11 protein-coding genes are annotated in these 18417 nt (G+C 61.1%); 5 read left to right on the top strand and 6 right to left on the bottom strand.

Translation table 11 applies throughout. The features are described 5' to 3' along the window. Positions 1-240: 240 nt before the first annotated feature. Positions 241-1260, bottom strand: coding sequence for a 1-phosphofructokinase family hexose kinase (locus CVS29_RS09795; RefSeq protein WP_245932157.1), 1020 nt, complete (start codon positions 1258-1260; stop codon positions 241-243). Between the two features lie 345 nt (positions 1261-1605). Between CVS29_RS09795 and CVS29_RS18460 the strand changes: the two genes are divergently transcribed. The 4 genes from CVS29_RS18460 to CVS29_RS09780 all read left to right on the top strand — a co-directional run bounded on the left by CVS29_RS18460 (position 1606) and on the right by CVS29_RS09780 (position 6611). Further along, entirely contained in the window at positions 1606-1770 is a 165-nt protein-coding gene (locus tag CVS29_RS18460) for a hypothetical protein (RefSeq protein WP_170120949.1), read from the top strand. Between the two features lie 871 nt (positions 1771-2641). Further along, positions 2642-2950 (top strand): DUF488 domain-containing protein, encoded by a 309-nt coding sequence (locus CVS29_RS09790; RefSeq protein WP_110106132.1) that lies wholly within the window; start codon positions 2642-2644, stop codon positions 2948-2950. Further along, the gene (locus CVS29_RS09785; protein WP_110106131.1) at positions 2947-5337 is read left to right on the top strand and encodes a glycoside hydrolase family 65 protein; all 2391 of its coding nucleotides are present in this window, start codon (positions 2947-2949) and stop codon (positions 5335-5337) included. Before CVS29_RS09790 ends, CVS29_RS09785 begins: the two co-directional genes overlap by 4 nt. Beyond that, on the top strand, positions 5334-6611 hold the full coding sequence (locus CVS29_RS09780) for a beta-phosphoglucomutase family hydrolase (RefSeq protein WP_110106130.1): 1278 nt from the start codon (positions 5334-5336) through the stop codon (positions 6609-6611). Before CVS29_RS09785 ends, CVS29_RS09780 begins: the two co-directional genes overlap by 4 nt. 133 nt (positions 6612-6744) lie before the next feature. Here the strand turns inward: CVS29_RS09780 and CVS29_RS09775 are convergent, their stop codons facing one another. Genes CVS29_RS09775 through CVS29_RS18860 form a run of 3 tightly spaced genes read right to left on the bottom strand, consistent with a single transcriptional unit; the run spans position 6745 to position 12098 of the window. Continuing rightward, on the bottom strand, positions 6745-9270 hold the full coding sequence (locus CVS29_RS09775) for a plasma-membrane proton-efflux P-type ATPase (RefSeq protein WP_110106129.1): 2526 nt from the start codon (positions 9268-9270) through the stop codon (positions 6745-6747). Then, a complete protein-coding gene (locus CVS29_RS09770) occupies positions 9260-11605 on the bottom strand; it encodes a phosphoketolase family protein (RefSeq protein ID WP_245932176.1) in 2346 nt (781 codons plus the stop codon). The genes CVS29_RS09775 and CVS29_RS09770 overlap by 11 nt, the downstream gene beginning before the upstream one ends. Beyond that, a complete protein-coding gene (locus CVS29_RS18860; RefSeq protein ID WP_245932156.1) occupies positions 11547-12098 on the bottom strand; it encodes an SPFH domain-containing protein in 552 nt (183 codons plus the stop codon). Before CVS29_RS18860 ends, CVS29_RS09770 begins: the two co-directional genes overlap by 59 nt. A 429-nt stretch (positions 12099-12527) precedes the next feature. Here CVS29_RS18860 and CVS29_RS09760 point away from each other — a divergent pair, with 429 nt between their 5' ends. Then, positions 12528-14174, top strand: a complete 1647-nt coding sequence (locus CVS29_RS09760) for an ABC1 kinase family protein (protein ID WP_110106127.1) — start codon at positions 12528-12530, stop codon at positions 14172-14174. Between the two features lie 1013 nt (positions 14175-15187). Here the strand turns inward: CVS29_RS09760 and mgtA are convergent. Together mgtA and CVS29_RS09745 are read right to left on the bottom strand one after the other, a co-directional pair. Further along, positions 15188-17839: a magnesium-translocating P-type ATPase gene (gene mgtA, locus CVS29_RS09750; protein ID WP_110106125.1), complete on the bottom strand. Its 2652-nt coding sequence runs from the start codon at positions 17837-17839 to the stop codon at positions 15188-15190. Further along, positions 17817-18326 (bottom strand): universal stress protein, encoded by a 510-nt coding sequence (locus CVS29_RS09745; protein ID WP_110106124.1) that lies wholly within the window; start codon positions 18324-18326, stop codon positions 17817-17819. The genes mgtA and CVS29_RS09745 overlap by 23 nt, the downstream gene beginning before the upstream one ends. Between the last annotated feature and the right edge of the window lie 91 nt (positions 18327-18417).

The raw sequence follows: 18417 nt of genomic DNA, 5'->3' as shown, positions 1-18417 counted from the left end.
CTGGCCGTGGACGCTGCAGGACAATGAATCGAAAGGTGGGTCACGTTTCTCGGGTCCTTTGGCTATCTACTGCGCTGAACTTAGCCGTAGCGATTCCGCCCGTTAGACCATCCTGGGAAGGCTACCAGTTCGACTCCCAGCGCTGGCCTGAGAGTTGTGAACGTGCGAGGCCGGACACCGACGCCGTGTTGGAGACTCCCCCTTGGCAGATACGCGAATCTGGCTCAACCGTCAGTCACCTCAATTAGTTTCGAGTGCTCTGGCAACCATTTCCGCTTCGAGGCGCTCGACGTCGTCCCGGCAACACAGTTCTGTTGCCGGTGACATCACCGCGGCACTTCCCGCGGCGACTGCTGTTCTCAATGCCGCCTCAGCCGTGTTTCCCTGTGCGAGCCGCAGAACAAATGCGGCCAGAAAGCTGTCCCCGGCTCCGACGGTGCTGACCACCTTCACCGACGGCGTCGGTAACCGGATGACGCTGGCCTTGGAGGCAAGCACGGCCCCGGCTTCTCCGAGTGTCAGCGCGGCGTAGTCTGCGCGCCCTTCTGCAATCAGTGATGAAGCCGCGTCGATTTGGCTCTGTTCGCTGTCAAGGGCCGCGCCGACATGTTCAGCCAGTTCCCGCCGGCTGGGTTTGACCAGGAAGACTCCTTCAGCGAGGGCTTCTGTAAGTGCCGGCCCAGAGGTGTCCACCACGCACCGCACATCGGCCTCTCGTGCCAGCCGCGCGACTCGGGCATAAAAGTCCTCCGGTACCCCCGGCGGCAGACTACCGCTGGCAACCACATATCCACCTGCTCGGATGGACCGGCCAACAATCTTCAGGCAGGTGCGCCACTCCCCTTCACTGAGCTCGGGACCTTCCAAGACGAATCGGAATTGATTCCCCGTCGAGTTCTCATCAACCGTGACGTCTTGCCGGGTTATCCCACCGACTGCTGCCACCAAAACAGGGATCCCTTCAGCTTCCATCAACCGGCGATAGGTGTCTCCGGTGGTACCGCCTGCGGTGAACACAGCCAAGGCTTGACCGCCAAGCCGTTGTATCACCCGGGCTACGTTTGCCCCACCACCTCCCGGATCGAGGCTGCTACGGCCGCACCGGAGCTTGTGACCACTGTAGACGAGGTCTGTTGAAGTGCTAACGTCCAGTGCGGGGTTCATGGTGAGAGTGAGGATTGGTTTGGAGCTCCACAAGGAAGAGGCTTCCGTGAGTCCCATCCTTGGCGAGCTGACCACCTGTGAATCGACCGATTCCATGGCTTAACTGGTACCCCCAGGATTCGTTTCCGTCCTACTGCGTTGCAGGCCCGGACTGCGCAAAAGACAGCTCTGCTTAGTGGATAGAAGCATAGGACACTAAAGCAATGACGTCCATGCGTGTTCCAGCGCCTTCATCTGGGCTGGCAACGAGCAGCGCATGTTTCGCAGAGATGACGTCTTGTCCAATAGCCAACCTCAGGAAGACGAATACGGCGACGCCTGGACGTCCACACCAGCCCTCGGCGCAAGGATTGCCACTAGACTTCCACTTCCGAAGGCAGCCTGGTGAAACACCGGATGGTTATACCGAGAAATCCGCGTAGGCACGTGATTGCAGCAGCCATGCCTCACAGCAATCCCGAGGCCTGGCTATCAAGGATAGCCGCCAGCCTGACCAAGGAGAGCGTCGAGGAACGCCTCAACCAGCGTGAAGCCCAGTCCACGGGCCAGCCCGTGGACATCGTCGCTACTCGGGACCGCGCCCGTGCTAGGAATGAGACGACGTGATCCGAAGCGAACCACATGGACCGTCGAAGTGCTTCCAGAATCCGGCGAGTTAGCGGTTTGACCAGCGTTCCGGCATAAGGCAAGGGCGGCGCGGATCGCTGTCCGCCAGCCAGCTACCTTTGCCCTATTGGGGAAAGGGTGCCAGCCATTGCATGTTCTAACGTTTCCAACGCCCTGGCATCCGGGGATGGGGTGACGATTGAGACTCTAACAACCGCCGAGTCGGTTCGCTGTGACCTTGAGATCTTGGCGACGTGAGTGGCTGGCTGTTCCTTGAGGCATCGTTGCGCGGCTCCTTTGCTGATACTCCAGGGTCTGCAGGTTGGGACGCTGCCAGCGGAGCCCTCATGCGATTAGCAGTCTGATGGATTCTGGGTAGCCACTTTTGGATCTTGTCATTGCGTCTTTGTCTGGTGGCCTTCGTCATCCCGGACACCCAATCGGAGTCGGCGAAACAGGACTGTTGCGGCGTCGGCTACGGTTCCTGATGTGATTAGCGGGGGCTTAACGTGTGGTCAGTCACTGATGTGGGCTGTGCCGGCGAGTGTGTGCATGAGGTCATCGACCATTTGTATGTGGTGGTTACCGTTTCTCGCTTGGTGCAGTGCCCGGCGCAGGATCTTGTGACGAAGCTTCTCGTGCCCGGAAAGCCGTTGCTACCCGACCCCGCAGGTGCCCCACTTCGCACGGCACACGGTCAGCGCATCCTTCTCCACCACCACACCGGAAATGTTCGTTCCATCGCAACGGATACGACCCTCTTATGGTTCGTAGTTAATACGGGCCAAGGAAATAATGCTTTTGACACATACGTCCTAGCCACGGGTAACCGGAACTGCGAGACTGGTGCCGAGGAGAGGAATGCCGGGTCATGGCGGACATACACAAGGTGAGGGCGGGCCGCATCTACGAAGGCAGGGCGCACGGGGAGGGTTCCCGGGTGCTGGTAGACCGTATCTGGTCACACGGCCTGAGCAGGGAAAAAGCGAATCTGGATGAGTGGTGCAAGACGGTGTTTTTCTCAACACGGTTGTGCAAGTGGTACGGCCACGATCCGGAACGCCTCGAAGACTTCGGCCGCCGGTACCGGAGCGAAAGTGAAGAGCCTCAAGGCGCCGGGTCCCTTGAACACCTGCGGGCCTTGGCTGATTCGGTCCAAAACAATCCGGCGTCCGCGTGATTTCGCATCCAGCGTTCAGTTGCGAGGCATGGTGCCTGCGTGAGACGGATCTGGATCTGGACGTGCTGGCGCAGAGCGAATCCTTGTTTGCGCTCTCCAACGGCCATATCGGCTGGCGGGGCAACTTGGATGAGGGTGCACCGTACGAGCTGCCGGGTTCCTACCTCAACGGTGTCCACGAGTTACGCCCACTGCCCTATGCGGAGGCCGGCTACGGTTACCCAGAGTCCGGCCAGACCATGATTAATGTGGCCAACGGCAAGCTGATCCGGCTTTTGGTGGACGATGAACCCTTCGATGTGCGTTACGGCACGCTCCACAGCCACGAACGAGTCCTTGACTTTGCTGCCGGTGTACTGCGGCGCAATGCGCTTTGGACCTCACCAGCAGGGCGGACCGTCCACGTATCATCAACCCGGCTCGTGTCACTGGTCCAACGTTCCGTCGCTGCCATCGAGTATCAAATTGAGGCAGTCGACGGCCCGGTTCGCTTGGTGATCCAGTCAGAGTTGGTCGTCAACGAGCCGTTGCCTCCCGGCAGTGAAGACCCCCGTGCAGCGGCCGTGCTGGAGTCACCGTTGCGCTCGCAGATGCACGCCAGCGACGGCATGCGAGTAGAGCTGGTACACAGGACCGAGCTCAGCAACCTTTTGGTGGCTGCAGCCATGGATCATCTGGTGGATGGGCCAGACTCCATGCAGGTGCTGAGCGAGAGCTTCACCGATATGGGCAGGGTCAGCATGACGGTCATTTTGGAGCCGGGGCAGCGGCTGCGGTTCGTCAAATTCGTCACTTATGGCTGGTCCGCGGAACGAACCCGCCAAGAGCTTGGCGACCAGGTGGACGCCGCCCTGACGGGGGCACACCAGAGCGGTTGGGAGGGACTACTGGCCGAACAGCGGACCTATCTGGATGATTTCTGGGCCCGGGCCGACGTCGAAGTGGATGGCGATGCCGAGATCCAACAGGCTGTCCGGTTCGCGTTGTTCCACGTCTTGCAGGCAGGGGCCCGGGCCGAGCGCCGGGCTATCCCCGCCAAGGGCCTGACAGGGACCGGTTACGGTGGGCACGCCTTTTGGGACACGGAGACTTTTGTTCTTCCTGTCCTGACATACACCGTCCCCACAGCTGCTGCTTATGCCTTGGCATGGAGGCATTCGACCCTGCAGCCCGCGTTGGATAGGGCAGCCCAGCTCGGTATGAAAGGGGCAGCTTTTCCCTGGCGCACCATCACAGGAGCGGAATGCTCCAGCTACTGGCCGGCGGGAACTGCAGCCTTCCACGTGGGTGCCGACATTGCCGACGCGCTCGTCCGTTATATGAACGCCACCGGGGACACTGACTTCGAGGCGAAGATTGGTTTGGAATTGCTGATGCAGACCGCACGGTTCTGGCAATCCCTAGGCCACCACGATGTCCAAGGCCGATTCTGCATCGACGGGGTCACCGGTCCCGATGAGTATAGTGCCGTCGCGGATAACAACATCTATACCAACTTGATGGCCCAGCACAATCTGGTCTCCGCCGTCGAGGTTGCCAAGAGAAATCCGGACAGGGCCCGTGAACTGGGCATTGACGAGGAGGAGATGGCAGCGTGGGGCGATGCCGCCCGGGACATGATGGTCCCATACGACGACATCCTCGCGGTGCATCCGCAAGCAGATGGCTTCACGGCGCACCAGGAGTGGGATTTTGCCGGTACCAGCGCCGAAGAATACCCGCTGCTGCTGAACTTCCCGTATTTCGACCTCTACCGCAAGCAGGTGGTGAAACAGGCAGACCTGGTCCTTGCCATGCACCTGCGCGGGGATGCCTTCAGCGCGGAACAAAAGGCCGCGAACTTCCGCTATTACGAACGTCTCACCGTGCGCGACTCTTCGCTGTCCGCATGCACCCAATCCGTGATGGCCGCCGAAGTAGGTCATTTGAGCTTGGCCTATGACTATCTTGCCGAGGCAGCTTTGATGGATCTGGAAAATCTTGAACACAACACTCGCGACGGCGTGCACATCGCATCGCTGGCTGGCACGTGGATTGCCCTGGTTGCCGGTCTGGGCGGTATGCGTGAACGAGGTGGCACGCTACGTTTTGCCCCGCGCCTACCCGAGGGCCTGACTCGGGTGTGCTTTCGCGTCCTGTTTCAGGGGCGGTGCCTGCAGGTCGAAACCATCCCTGGCCTCACGATTTACCAGCTGTTGGAAGGTACAGCCTTGGAGATATTCCATTTTGGTGAGCCCGTCATCGTGACAAAAGAATCTACTTCGTGCCCCACACCGGCGTTGGTGCTGGCCCCCGAAGAAGCCAACCGTCCCACCCAGCCGGCGGGCCGCGAACCTCTCCTGCGCAGTGGACGCCGCAGGATCCGCACAGCGAAGGACTTACCATGAGTAACCTGCACCACCCCGGTGGCGGACACGCTGCTGTGGACATTGCCGCCTATGACGCTTGGCTCTTTGACCTCGACGGTGTTCTGACGAAGACCGCTTCGGTGCACGCCGCTGCCTGGAAGCAGGCTTTTGACGAATTCCTCCACGAAGAGGGTGCCCGGCTCGGAAAGTCCTTCAGCCCGTTCGATACGGTTCATGACTACCAGCGCTACGTTGACGGCGAACCACGCGCCGACGGGGTGCGAAATTTCTTAGCCGCACGAGGTATCACCCTGGCCGAAGGAACGGATGGGGATGCTGCTGACGCCCACACGGTCATAGGGCTCGGAAACCGTAAGAACGTGCTGCTTCTGCACGCCCTCAAAACCAGTGGCATCGAAAGTTACGCCGGCGCCGTGGCGCTGGTGAAGGCCTTGCATGCCCAAGGAACACCCACTGCTGTGGTCTCCGCCAGTGAGAACACAGCAGCGGCGCTTGACGCTGCGGGGATAGCCGAACTTTTCAACGCCCGTGTTGACGGCCAGGTGGTCAAGGAACGCAATCTGGCAGGCAAGCCCGCACCGGACAGTTACCTTGAAGGTGCCAGGTTGCTGGGTGTGGATCCTGCCAAGGCCGTGGTCATCGAAGACGCCTTGGCGGGGGTAGAGGCAGGCAAAGCCGGCCACTTTGCTCTGGTGATTGGCGTCAATCATCACGACACCGACGGCACCCACGACTATGCCGACCAATTACGGCGACACGGTGCCGATGTTGTCCTTGCTGATCTGGCCGATCTACTGCTTGATCCGGATGCAGCTCCGGTCAAAGACGGCGAAAAACCCGCCCTAGCCAGACCGGTTGAACGGGGCAAGAATGGAAGAATGGACTACACAGCGAAGGTTGCATCCGCCGTCATCGTCGTCGCCGAATTGGAACGCTCTCTGAGTTTTTATCAGGACGTCTTCGGCTGCACTCTCGCCCTGCGCCACGGCAACGGAGCGCTGATATTATCTCCGGATGGTTTCGAGATTTATCTGGTGGCCAAAGGTAGCCGCAAGGGACACCCCACGGGTGGCATTGGCGAGCAACACCTGATGTGGGCCACCGATAGTGCCCAGGCTCTGACGCACTTCGAGCAGGTATTAAAGGACCGCGGCGCCTACACCTACACGCATACCAGCGCAGGGGTGACGTTCGTTGAGGGCCACGACCCGGACGGCACTCGCGTGGTCATCGCCCACCCTAGCCCACAGCAACAGCCCCGTTCCGTGTTCGACAGCCGGCTTTACAACTAACCCCGAACACACGACGACGCCATACGCAAGGATCTAATGTGCGCTCCGTGTTCCAGGTGGAGCCAGTGTTCTAGGTGGGGACAGTGTTCTAGGTGGGGACCGGTTCGAGTTTTCTTGCAGCACCAGCGAGCTCTCACCGGATCTTGTGACCGCCCCCAGCAGCTAGTGCAACGGCAGGATCAAGCACCTTGTACGCGAGGAGCTTGACACGGTCGCTGAGCAACGCCCATAGGATGGCGTAACCCCAGACGAAGGCCGCCCACCCCCATCCCAGCGGTGTCATAAACAGTCCGAACACGGCAATGAGCGTGGCAATTACTTGGGTCCCCAACACGGCGAACAGCAGGATGCGGGCCGGCCGGATGGACCAGAACGGGCCGCGTGTGCGAGTCAGGAAAATGGTTAGGTGACCGGCCACCGACAGCATCAGATACATCATGGTCTGCAGCTGGGGACGGCCGATGCCGAAGACCCGATCGCCAAGGTAGAACAGGCCAAAGGCGGCGATCGGGCCGAGCACACCCAGCACTGTCGCTATCCCCAGCACCACGCGCATATTCCACGCTTCTGGCTGGCTGCGATAGCGGACGTTGTCGTAGGCGATCGAGAGGATCGCGCCGTCGTTTAGCAGTGCGAGCATCACGATCATGATCGCGGTGACCGGGTAGAAGTTGAACACAAGTATGGTGAGGGTGACGAAGAGCAACACGCGCAGCGTCTCGGCAATGCGGTACATGGCGTAGGAATTCATCCGCTGAAAAATCCGCCGGCTGATCTTGATCGCATCGATGATCACCGACAGGCCCGGGGTGAGCAGCACAATCGCGGCCGCAGCACGGGCGGCATCGGTGGCACCGGACACCGCAATGCCACAGTCCGCCTTCTTGAGGGCCGGGGCGTCGTTGACCCCGTCGCCTGTCATGCCGACGATGTGGCCGCGCTGCTGCAGGACCTCGACAATGTGGTATTTGTGTTCCGGGAAGACTTGGGCGAAACCGTCGGCCCTTTCAATAGACTCGGCAGTTGCGGCGCTTTCCGTCTTCTGCACCTCCCCCAGGCCGGCGGCGTCGAGAATGTTCGCACCCAAACCGACCTTGACGGCGGTTTCCCTGGCGATTGCCAACGCATCCCCGGTCACCATCTTCACTTCCACACCCATTTCACGGGCGGTGGCAATGGTGGCCGCAGCATCCTCACGCGGAGGATCAAACAGCGGCAGGACGCCCAGAAAGCGCCAGTCACCCGTCGGACCGGTGCGGGCCACGCCGAGGGAACGGTACCCGCGGGTGGCGAAATCGTTGACCGCCGCATCGACGGCGGATTTCACTGCGGATGCGTCAGTAGCCAGGGCCAGCATCACCTGCGGCGCGCCCTTGCTGACCTTGAACGTGGGCTGCTCTGTTCCTGTACCGGCCCCTTTTTCCGTGACGGTGGCCTCGGTGCGCTTGCTGACCGGGTCGAAGGGCTGGTAGCCCGTCACGGTGTATCCGTGCAGTGCGTCAGGGTCGCTGAGCCCGCCGAGGATAGCGAGATCTATGGGGTCGTCGTTGTCTGCGCGGGAGGCCAACGCCCCGGCAATGATCACCTCTGCGGCCGTGACACCATCGGTGCAGAACGGGTCCCCCAGTGTCAGTGAGTTTTGGGTCAGCGTTCCTGTCTTGTCGGAGCAGAGAACGTCGACGCCGGCGAGTTCCTCAATCGCCACAAGCCTGGAGACGACGGCTTGTTTCGTGGCGAGGATCCGGGCACCAACAGCCATGGTTACTGACAGCACCGTGGGCATGGCGACAGGGATCGCCGCAATCGTCAGCACCAGGGCGAACTGCAGCGTGGTCAGCAGCGGGTCATGGCGCAGCAGCGACACGAGAACTATCACGGCAACGAACACGGCAGCGAGAATGATGAGGTAGTTGCCGATTTTTAGCACGGCCTTTTGGAAGTGGCTGACCGTGTGCGCACCCTGTACCAGTTCAGCTGTGGCGCCGAAGTAGGTGTTGGCGCCCGTTGCATAGACCAAACCGTCAATCTCGCCGCGGCGGACAATCGAGCCGGAATACACTGGATCGCCAGGGGCACAGGTGAGCGGCAGCGATTCCCCGGTCAGTGCGGATTGGTCAACCTCAATCTCATCGCCCTCGAAAAGACGCGCATCGGCGGGAATGATATCGCCGAGCCGAAGCCTGATGACGTCTCCCGGAACTAGCTCCCGGGCTGCCGGGGTGATCCACGTTCCGTCGCGTCGGACGCGCGCTGTGACTGCCAGCTTCGCCCGCAATGCCTCGATGGCATTGCCAGCCTGGCGCTCCTCACTCCAGCCCACAAGGGCGTTAGCCAGCAATAACACCAAGATGATGAAGAAGTCCGGCCAGTGCCCCACCACAGCAGACAGGATGACGGCGGCCTCGATCATCCAGGGAATCGGGCCCCAGAAGTATGACAAAAACTTCAGCAGCGCATTCGCGTGGTGCTCGGCGATCTCGTTTGGACCGTACTGAATCAGCCGCTTCGCAGCTTCCACCTGGCCCAGCCCATCCGGCGATGTTCCCAGCTGGTGCTGCACTTCCTGCATGGGCAGCGTCTTCAAGCTCTCCGCGGTCGCGGCATCGCTCCCGGGGACAGGTCTCCCCGGATTGGCGGCCGCCGGTTTCTTACTGGCCATGACATGCCCCGTCCGGGTCCCAGGTCCAGTTGCGGATTTCTGGCAGATCCGCACCGTGTTGGTTGATGTAAAGGTTGTGCTCGATGAGCTTGTTGGCCATCTCTTGCTTGAGGTAGTCCGCTTTAGCCCCGAGCTGGGGCAGCCTGTCGATGACGTCTTGGACCAGGTGGAAGCGGTCGAGCCGGTTTTGCACGCGCATGTCAAAGGGCGTGGTGATGGTGCCTTCCTCGTTGTAGCCGCGCACGTGCAGGTTGTGGTTTCTGCGCCGGTACGTCAGGCGGTGGATCAGGGATGGGTATCCGTGGAACGCGAAGATGATGTGCTTGTCGCGGGTGAACAACGAGTCGTAGTCTGCGTCGGAGAGCCCGTGGGGGTGTTCGCTGGCTGATTGGAGCTTCATCAGGTCCACCACATTGACCACCCTGACCTTAAGCTCGGGCAGGCGCTCGCGCAGGATCGAGACGGCGGCCAGCACCTCAAGGGTAGGGGTGTCACCGCAGCAGGCCATGACGACGTCGGGCTCGGCGCCACGGTCGTTGCCGGCCCACTCCCAGATCCCTATTCCCTGGGTGCAGTGGATCTCGGCATCGTCCATGGAAAGCCATTGGGGCATATCGCGTTTGCCAGCGACGATGACGTTGACGTAGTGGTGGCTTCGCAGGCAGTGGTCGGCTACGGTGAGGAGACAATTCGCATCCGGTGGGAGGTACACCCGGACAATGTCCGCCTTCTTGTTCACCACATGGTCAAGGAAGCCGGGATCCTGATGGGTGAAACCGTTGTGGTCCTGCTGCCACACGTGGGAGGCAAGCAGGTAGTTCAACGAGGCGATGTCACGGCGCCACGGCAGTCCCTTGGTGATTTTCAGCCATTTGGCATGCTGGTTGAACATTGAGTCGACAATGTGAATGAAGGCCTCATAGCAGTTGAACAGGCCGTGGCGGCCCGTCAGCAGATAGCCTTCCAGCCAGCCCTGGCACTGATGCTCAGAGAGCATCGAGTCCAGCACCAAACCGGACGGGGCCAAAAACTCATCGCCCTCGATCGTGCGGGCCTCCCATTGGCGGTCGGTGACCTCGAATACGGCGCCCAGCTGGTTGGACAATGTCTCATCCGGACCGAAGAGACGGAAGTTGCGCCGTTCCGCATTCAGCGCGATCACCTCACGCAGGAAATTCCCCAGCACAAGAGTGTCCTTGGCCTCGACGGCTCCGGGTGCGGCCACGGCGACGGCGTGCGTGCGGAAGTCGGGCATACGCAGGTCCCGCAGCAGCAGCCCGCCGTTGGTGTGCGGGTTCGAACCCATCCGCCGTTCCCCGGACGGGGCCAGCGCCTCCAGTTCGGGCAGCAGCCGCCCGTCCGCGTCGAACAGTTCCTCGGGCTTGTAGCTGAGCATCCACGCCTCCAACTGGCTGACGTGACCTGGGTGGCCATCGTCCACAAGCAACGGCACTTGGTGCGAGCGGAACGTGCCCTCGATCTTCAGGCCGTCAACCACCTTGGGCCCTGTCCACCCTTTGGGGGATCGCAGCACAATCATGGGCCAGCGCGGCCTGGTGGTACTGCCACCGGTACGGGCGTCGGCTTGAATGGTAAGAATGTCCTCAATGGCCGAATCCACCACGGTGGCCATCCGCTGGTGCATCTGCTCCGGATCGCTGCCTTCGACATAGCGCGGGTCCCACCCGCAGCCATGCAGGAACGCATCAAGTTCCTCGTGCTCGATCCGGGCCAGCACGGCGGGGTTGCTGATCTTGTATCCGTTCAGGTGCAGGATGGGCAGAACTGCCCCGTCGCTGACAGGGTTAAGGAACTTCGTGGACTGCCACGATGTGGCCAACGGCCCTGTTTCGGCCTCCCCGTCGCCAACAACGCACGCGACCACCAGACTCGGATTATCGAACACGGCCCCGAACGCATGGCTGAGCGAGTAGCCCAGCTCCCCTCCCTCATGGATCGAGCCCGGAGTGGTCGGTGCCACGTGGCTTGAAATGCCTCCCGGGAACGAGAACTGCTTGAACAGTTTCTTCATGCCAGCCTCGTCCTGGCTGACGTCAGGGTAGATCTCCGAATAGCTGCCCTCCAGATAGGTGTTGGCCACCAAGGCCGGTCCGCCATGCCCGGGCCCGGAAACGTAGAACATGTCCAACCCGTACTTCACGATCGCCCGGTTCAAATGCACATAGATGAAGTTCTGTCCTGGTGTGGTGCCCCAATGCCCCACCACCAGCGGTTTCACATCCGAGAGCGCCAACGGGCGCTTGAGCAGCGGATTGTCATAGAGATAGAGCTGCCCGACCGACAGGTAGTTCGCCGCCCTCCAATAGGCATCCATGCGGTGCAGCAGTTCCTGACTCAACGGGGGCCCCGGCAGCGGGGCGGTTGCGCAGACATCGGTGTTGTTGGTCATGGCTTGATCCCTTGTCATTGTTGGGTGCGCAGGGCGGGAAGAACACTGTCGTGTTCTTGTCGACGCCGATTTCGATCAGGGATTGCAGGTTGCGCAACTGCAACGCAAGCGGGTGGGCCATTACGTTCTTCATGCTGTCCGCCAGCTGGAGGCCTTTGAGCTCCACGCCGGTGACCTCCACACCCCAATCCACTGTCCTGACATCGAGGCTCTCTCGAATGTCCACGCTGACGTTCTCACGGGTGATGATGCCCTGCCACTGGATCGGCATAGTGATGGTCCGCCAACGGACCTTGGGCATCCTGTCGGGCCGGAACAACACACCCATCTCGTACCCTGTGAGAACACGGATCGAGAGTTTGAGCGCAATCAGCGCCAGTATCACGACCACCACAATATGGGCCACAATGACAGTCATGACAACTCCCTAGGAATTGGGCTCAATTCTCAAGGAACCAAGCCGTAAAGTGTTAAGTTCGCTGGCAGATCCGGGTCAGCTGGGGCCGGCGGTCAATGCTCAGAGAGACTTGGAACCGGTTCACGGTTGGCGTGTGTGGATCGGTCGGAGCCGGTTCAGCCATGTGCTGCGTCTTGGTCAGCGCTCCCGTCTCGGCTGAAAAACCGTCCACTTGCATCCGAATCGACGGCGTCGCGATCATGACTGTTCGCGTTCAAAATACCGTCGATACGGTTCATCCTACGCCCGTGTGACGCACCTGCGAGAAGATAGTTTTACCGTGTGGCGCCATTGGCAACTTCCCGCCCTACTGCCCATACTGAGGGGTATGAGCAGACCTGCAGACAACACTAATTGCCACGGTGGCGCCGATGATGCGCAGCCACGGGCATGAACACCCACCTTGAGCGATTGGCCCAGGTCGCAGAGATACTGGGTCGCCACGGACTAGGATCCCTCGTGGCCGCCACCGGGGTGGACCGTTGGCGGGTGGCACAGGCCGTGGGCTCAAAACCCCAAATCACGAACCCCCACCGCATCAGGCTTGCATTGGAAGAGCTCGGCCCCGTGTTCATCAAGCTCGGTCAGATGCTCTCCACCCGCCCGGATCTGCTGCCCCCGGGCTACCTCACCGAGCTCTCCAAACTTCAAGACGGTGCACCACCTGTGGCAGTGGACGCTGTCCGCGCTGTCATCCAGCAGGAATTGGGCGCCGCGCCGGAACAACTGTTCGCCACGTTCGACGACGCACCCTTGGCCAGCGCTTCGATCGGCCAGGCCCATGCGGCGAGACTTTTCGACGGCACCGAAGTTGTTGTCAAGGTTCGCCGCCCGGGTGTTGTGGCACGGATCAACGAGGACCTGGAGATATTACAGAACCTAGCCACCTACGCGAACCGTACGTGGCCGGCTGCTGCTGACTTCAATTTCAGCGGCATCGCGGCTGACTTCGCAGCCACCCTGCGCGCTGAACTTGACTACCTGCAAGAAGGCCGCAACGCGGAACGTTTTGCGGCGAATTTTGCTGCTGACCCGGGCATCCACATTCCCAGGATCTTTTGGGAGACAACGAGTTCTCGGGTACTCACCATCGAGAGGATCCGCGGCATCAAGGTCGACGACGTCGAAGGGCTGATTGAGGCGGGGATCGACACGCATGACCTTGCCGACCGGGCAGCCCGGGCCGCTGCCAAAATGATCTTTGAAGATGGCTTCTTTCACGCGGACCCTCACCCCGGCAATTTGTTTGTCGAAACGTCGGGCACCATTGGCCTCATTGATTTTGGCATGGTCGGGGAAGTGCGTGCACCTCTGCGTGAGCAGTTGGCCAAACTACTGCAGGCACTCACCACCAACAACCCCGACCGGATCAGTAGTGCGCTGCTGAACCTTTCTACTGCTCCGCCCACCGCAGACCGCGCTGCGCTACGCTACGACGCAACCGTATTTGTCCAGATGTACCAGGACAAAAAATTAGGTGAGCTCGAAATCGGCCCGCTGGTGGTCCAGCTGCTGGCGATCTTGCGCAACCACCGTCTTCAGCTGCCTCGTGAAATGGCCTTGCTGGCCAAGATGCTGCTCATGACGGAGGGCATGGGGGCCCGCTTAAATCCTGACTTCAGCCTCGGCAACGTCCTGAAGCCCTATGCCAAGCACATGGCACTGGAGCGTTTTGAACCCCGGAATCTGGCCCAGGCATTCTCCCGGTTGGGGTTGACGGTGGCCGAGCTCGGCCTGGACCTGCCGGAGAAATTGGAGCGGCTGGCTGGACGCATGGACGACGGCGTCGAAGTCCGTCTGCGTGCCTCCGAGTTGGAGCCGATGGTGGCCCGTGTTGAACAGATTGGCAACCGACTGGTTGCCGGGATGGTTGCCGCCGCTTTCATCCGAGGCATCGGGGATGTGGCAACGGCGGATAGCGAGCGGTTGACAAAGTGGGGGAAACCGCTCCTTGCCGGCGCTGTTGGTGCAGTGGGGGCGTTGAGCACCTATTTGGCATGGACGGGGCGGCACCGACGGGGCGGTGGACGAAGATGATGATTCTCGATTTCCCTACCCTGACACCGGCTTGAGTCCTTCCGACGGGCGGCCTGAACCGGTTGTAGAGGGTTCCGAGGAACCTAGACTTCCCACACGCGGGGCCCCCACACCCCCGGCAGTGGTTCACGGTCGCATCCCCCGGTGGCTTTTGGTGACTGCGTCCGTCATCATCCATGGCGCTTCCGTGTGGTGGATCATCCTGCCGCAATATTCCAATGCCGTGCCGACACTGGGTTCCCTTGAACAGCTATCCGTGTATCTGGTACTACTGGCGGTCGGTCTTGAGCTTGCCTCCTTTCTTGCCTATTCCGCACTCAGCGCCTCCGTCCTGGGCGCCGGACGCCCGAGCTACTTCACCCTTCTTCGCATCGATTCATCCGACGTTGGCGTCAGCCATGTGGTGCCCGGGGCGGGGCGGCGGCAGTCCGGTACCGCTTGTTGCAACGCGCAGGAGTCCCCCGGAAAAAGCCCTGAGCGCTGCGGCCATCCAAATTTCCGGTTCCAATCTCGTGTTGGCGACACTCTTTGCCGCGGGACTGCTACTGTCCCTCACCACCATCTCTGCCAATATGTACTACCGAACTGACTCCGTCCTCGCACTTGTTGCTCTCCTTGCCTCGGGCGTCGGAATGTGGTTCCTGACCCGCCACCCACCGCGGACAATTAATAAGTGGCCGCGGTCCATCGCGCGGCGTATCCCGCCGGTGAATGAGGACTGGATCGAGACCTTCCTTGGCACGATGGCCGAACGACTCCTCCACCTCGTCAAGAGCCCCGCAGGGTGGGCCTGGATATACTGCTCGCAGCCGCGAATTGGCTTCGGCACACCGGCAGGAGTAGCACTTCTGGGGGTGATCGGCTGGCGGCTGGTCCAGTTCTGGATGCACCTCCCCTCGGCGCAGCAGCGTACACGTCCCCGCGACTGGGCCTGTTCCGAAAGAAGCCCTAACTGGCCGCTGATTTCCCGCAGCACGGCTTCACAGTTTCACTGCTTGACCTGTTTCGCGGCTTCACGGCGATTTCAGCGCAGCGGCCACACTAAATCTTGCCGCACGCCGGTGAATGTGGTGGGCGCGTCCGCGGCCGCGCGCCACCGGCCGTCCTTGGGATGGGCGGGAAAAGAACCATCTCTTGGCAAATTCCACCAGCACCAGATACACCACCGTCATCGCCAGTAACGCCAGAAAGAAGGGCACGGGCAGCGGATCAAAGCCCAAGATGGCGCCCCAGGGTGAAAGCGGCAAATAGATGCCGACCGCCACAACACCCAGAGAAGCCCAGAGCAGTCCGGCGGAGGGGCGGCTGCGCAGAAACGGCACGCGCCGGGTCCTAATGGCAAAGATGATCAGGGTTTGGGTGGCGATGGACTCGATGAACCAGCCGGCCCGGAACTCCCCCGGTGCCGCCGTGAAGACGAACAGCATGAGGCCGAACGTGGCAAAGTCGAACAGTGAGCTGATCGGGCCGAACAAGAGCATGAACCGGCGGATGAACGCAATGTCCCAATGAGAGGGGGCCAGCAGCTGCTCCGCATCGACCTTGTCCCCGGGAATGGCAAGCTGGCCGGTGTCGTAGAGAAGGTTGTTGAGCAGGATTTGGCCAGGGAGCATGGGCAAGAAGCTGAGCACAACGGAGGCGGTTGCGGCGCTGAACATGTTTCCGAAGTTGCTCGAAGTTCCCATGAGGACGTACTTGATCGTGTTGGCGAAAATTCGGCGCCCTTCCCGCACTCCTTCGGCCAGGACACCAAGGTCCTTGTCCATCAGCACAATGTCGGCCGCATCCTTGGCCACGTCGGTGGCACTGTCCACGGATATGCCGACGTCGGCGTGGTGCAGCGCCAGGGCGTCGTTGACGCCGTCACCCAGAAAGGCGACAGCGCGGCCGTCCTGGCGCAACATACGGATGATGCGCGCCTTCTGTTCGGGTGAGACCCGGGCGAAAATAGTTATGTCCCGGACGGCCGTGGCCAGTTCCGGATCCGTCAGCGCCTGAACTTGGACGCCCGTCAGCGTCCCGCCGGACACCAAGCCCAGGTCCCGGCACACTTTTTCGGCAACCTTGGCGTTGTCTCCCGTGGCAATCTTGACAGCGATGCCCAAGGAAGCCAACTCCACCAGGGAGTCCTTGGCGTTGGCCTTGGGCTTGTCCAGGAAAATGAGGAAACCGGCCAGGGTCAGACTGTTCTCATCCGCTGGCTTGATCGCGGTCATGCCCACGACGGTGCGGGTAGCGACGGCGATGACCCGTGCCCCGGCGTCGTACTGTTTATCCAACTGCGCCAGCGCATGCGGCGGGATATTGGAGCACAGCTCCATGACATCCTCGGGTGAGCCCTTCGTGACAATCCTTTGGGCACCGGCCGCATCCACCACCAGAACGCTGGTCATTCGGCGCCTGTGATCGAACGGTATGATGCCGAGTCTGCGGTGGCGCCCAGCATCAAAGTCGTTGGCCTGCGGCGATTCCCAGAGAGCGGCGTCAAGGGAGTTTTGGCCCACAGTGGAGACTGTGCCGTGCGTGTAGTCAGCTTCAGTGGCGACAAGTCCCAGCGTGAAGAGCCCCTGCTCGGAAACCTCGGGCAGGATGGGCAGGGCCGCCTGGAAGCTGATACGCCCCTCGGTTAGGGTCCCGGTTTTGTCCGTGACCAGTACATCCATGTCGCCAAGATCCTCGATGCAGATGAGCCTCTTGACCAACACCTGCCGCTTGGCCAAGGCCCGGGTTCCTGCTGCGAGGCAGGTACTAACGACAGCGGGCAGCAGCTGCGGGGTGATGCCGACGGCGATGGCCAGGGAGAACAGCAGGGACTCCAGCAGGGGGCGGCCCAGCAGGAGGTTTGCAATGAAGATCAGTGTTGTCAGGCCGACGGCCACTTGCAGCAGCAGAAAGGAGAAGCGTTTCAGGCCCCGCTGGAATTCGGTTTGCGGCTGACGCTCCCCCAGACCCATGGCAATTCGACCAAACTCGGCCCGGCCTCCGGTGGCGACGACAACTCCCGCGCAGCTTCCACTCTGGACGACGGTTCCCATGAACAGGCAGCAGGAAAGGTCCGCCAGTGCCGCCTCCCCGACGATGGCTGAAGTGGTCTTTTCCGCAGGCAGGGACTCCCCCGTGAGGATGCTTTCATCGCATAACATCTCCTCGCTGGTCAGCAGCCGGATGTCCGCCGGGATGATGGCACCCAAGGCCAGCCGCACCACGTCCCCGGGCACCAAACCCACCACGTCAATTTGGCAGGCAGTGCCGTCCCGGAGGACAACAACCGTGTGAGTGACGCGGGAATGCAGTGCCTCGGCCGCGCGTTCGGCCCGGAATTCGTTGCTGAAGCCCAAGCCCACACTGACCAGCAGGATGACCCCAATGACAATCGAATTCGTCGCATCCCCGAGAAACAGGGACAGGCTGGCAGTGACAATCAAAAGGATCAGAATGGGACTGCCCAGCTGCCGGCCCAGCACTGACCATGGGCTGGCCTTGTGACTGCGCAGCGCGTTGGGTCCCACGGCAGCCAGGCGATCCTGCGCTTCACGGCTGGAAAGTCCCAGAGCGCTCGAGTCAAGTTCAGCCAGCACCTGCTCGGGCGTGTTCTGGGCCGCATCTGCGATGGACAGCAACTTTATCGGTAGGCCGTTGACGTCATGCTTTGCCAGCAGGCTCATCGTCACCGCCTTGGAATCCTTGGGCAGGGCTGGTCAATCTCTCTTGCTTCATTTCAGTGTGCACAACCAGCACCGGGCAGGTGGCGTGTGCGGCGCAGGCCGAGCTGACAGAGCCCAGCAACAAGCCTGCGAATCCGCCGTGTCCACGTGAGCCGAGAACGAGAAGCTGCGCCGATTCAGCCAGGTCCAGCAAAACCTTCGCTGGCTGGCCGCGGACAATTTTGCTGCCAATGCCGTCAGGCGGTTTGTCCCCGAATGCGTGAACCAGCGCTGTTTCGATGACCTGCTGTGCCGTGTATTCAGGATCCCAGTCAGAAGATGCGAAGGGGCCGTACATCGACTCAAGATGCCATGCGATAACCGCTGTGATGGTGGCCCCGAGGGTTGGTGCCAACGTGTTTGCCCATTTCAAAGCAAGAATTGATTCCGGTGAACCGTCGACTCCCACCACAACTGGCGAGCCTTCTGGGCGTGTCGATTCTTTCATGGCATGAACCGTCCTTTTAGTTCTCATACTGACTCCCGGCGGGAGCCGTGCACAGGGTCCAAAGTCTCTATCTGGCCGCACCGGCTATCTC

Source organism: Arthrobacter psychrochitiniphilus, assembly GCF_003185915.1.
GTDB lineage: Bacteria > Actinomycetota > Actinomycetes > Actinomycetales > Micrococcaceae > Specibacter > Specibacter psychrochitiniphilus.
The sequence above is the reverse complement of the archived record's forward strand: the minus strand, read 5'-3'. Positions and strand labels throughout refer to the sequence as shown.

Bases quoted from the DNA above. Each gene is read 5' to 3' on its own strand.
- CVS29_RS09780 (WP_110106130.1), top strand. From the start codon at position 5,334: ATGAGTAACCTGCACCACCCCGGTGGCGGACACGCTGCTGTGGACATT.
- CVS29_RS09770 (WP_245932176.1), bottom strand. From the start codon at position 11,605: ATGGATGCCTATTGGAGGGCGGCGAACTACCTGTCGGTCGGGCAGCTC.
- CVS29_RS09795 (WP_245932157.1), bottom strand. From the start codon at position 1,260: ATGGAATCGGTCGATTCACAGGTGGTCAGCTCGCCAAGGATGGGACTC.
- CVS29_RS09790 (WP_110106132.1), top strand. From the start codon at position 2,642: ATGGCGGACATACACAAGGTGAGGGCGGGCCGCATCTACGAAGGCAGG.
- CVS29_RS09775 (WP_110106129.1), bottom strand. From the start codon at position 9,270: ATGGCCAGTAAGAAACCGGCGGCCGCCAATCCGGGGAGACCTGTCCCC.
- CVS29_RS09760 (WP_110106127.1), top strand. From the start codon at position 12,528: ATGAACACCCACCTTGAGCGATTGGCCCAGGTCGCAGAGATACTGGGT.
- CVS29_RS18860 (WP_245932156.1), bottom strand. From the start codon at position 12,098: ATGACTGTCATTGTGGCCCATATTGTGGTGGTCGTGATACTGGCGCTG.
- mgtA (WP_110106125.1), bottom strand. From the start codon at position 17,839: ATGAGCCTGCTGGCAAAGCATGACGTCAACGGCCTACCGATAAAGTTG.
- CVS29_RS09745 (WP_110106124.1), bottom strand. From the start codon at position 18,326: ATGAAAGAATCGACACGCCCAGAAGGCTCGCCAGTTGTGGTGGGAGTC.
- CVS29_RS18460 (WP_170120949.1), top strand. From the start codon at position 1,606: ATGCCTCACAGCAATCCCGAGGCCTGGCTATCAAGGATAGCCGCCAGC.